Annotated in this window: 1 pseudogene; it reads right to left on the bottom strand. The window is 35.4% G+C overall.

Annotation, left to right across the window (positions count from 1 at the left end):
• Positions 1-56: 56 nt before the first annotated feature.
• Positions 57-1,317 (bottom strand): annotated as a pseudogene (locus tag CP368_RS09960) (MATE family efflux transporter).
• Positions 1,318-1,324 lie beyond the last annotated feature (7 nt).

The following is a 1,324-nucleotide window of genomic DNA, read 5'->3' as shown; positions in this document are numbered from 1 at the left end:
AACCCTTCTTTTTTTGTTATCTAATTTCTATTTACACAAGAATTTATACTGAACCTTTATTTCTTTAACTTATCTTTTAGATCTAGACTCTTTTTAAACATGAAGTAACCGATAATCCAGGTTAGAATATCACTTGCTGCTTGTGACCAAACGATACCATGATAGCCTAAAGTACTCTTCAAAATTTCTAACACAATGAAATAAATGATGCCCTGACGAGTAATTGCCATAACGAAGGCTCCCCAGGCATCCCCAATTGATTGGAAAACTGTAGTATAAACTAAAATAATTCCAACAAACGGGGTAGTAATAATCGTGGCAATTAACATGTAGCTACCAGCTGAAACAATTGATGCTTGATTCATAAATAGTGCAGTCACTGGTTTGGCAAAGATGATCAGTAAGCCACCAACGATAATTGCATATGCTACTAAAACTAGAGTATCAAAGCGTAAAATGTCTTTTAATCGTTGCCAGTTTTTAGCACCATAATTATAACCAATCAATGACTGTGCACCGAAGGCAAAACCAACAATAACTAAAATGACGATGCTATAAATTTTTTGAGTGATTCCCATAGCGGCAACTTTGTTAGCACCGTATGCGGCAAGAGACGAGTTAAGTAAAGCCATACCAAAACTTTGAGCAAAGTTGGTAATTGAACCCGGGATACCAATGGCAATCACGTCCTTAATATTTTGCCTAGAAATCTTCATAATTTTCGGATTTAAGCTAATGTAGAATAATAGCTAAAATAGTTCCTATCATTGTGCTGAGCATGGCCTCAAAAGCTAAGCCTTCAGTTCGAATTAGGTTTTGTGGAACTAAAGAAAAGATGATAAATACCAATCCCAGAGCGATAATCCGATAAAAATCAAAAGCATATGAATAAGTAGATGCTTTAACTCCTAGAAGGATAAAAATTGGTTTGGCAAAAACTAAAAGCAAAACTGTCAAAATAATACCAACAATCACAGATCTGAATAAACAAAAACTGCTGATTCTTTTGCTTAGATCATAACGCTTTTCACCAAAAAGACGTGAAATTAGACTACTGCCGCCGAGTCCAAAAATATCAGAAACAGCAATTAAAAAGGTAAATAGCGGAGCGCCAATCGTAACTCCGGCCACCAAGTCAGTATTACCAGTCTTAGCTACAAACATCGTGTCAGCTAAGTTATAAATCATTGTGGTAATCATCCCTAGCACCACAGGGAAGGCTAATTTAAAATAGACTTTTTTTATAGGTGCTTTTGCAAATAATTCATCCGCCGATTGTAAAATCAAGTTGAACACTTTATAAAAATAAAAGTCCATCTGGACC

Origin of the sequence: Lactobacillus sp. UMNPBX17, from assembly GCF_002553735.1 — a bacterium.
GTDB lineage: Bacteria > Bacillota > Bacilli > Lactobacillales > Lactobacillaceae > Lactobacillus > Lactobacillus gallinarum.
This window is presented reverse-complemented; position numbering and strand designations above follow the sequence as displayed.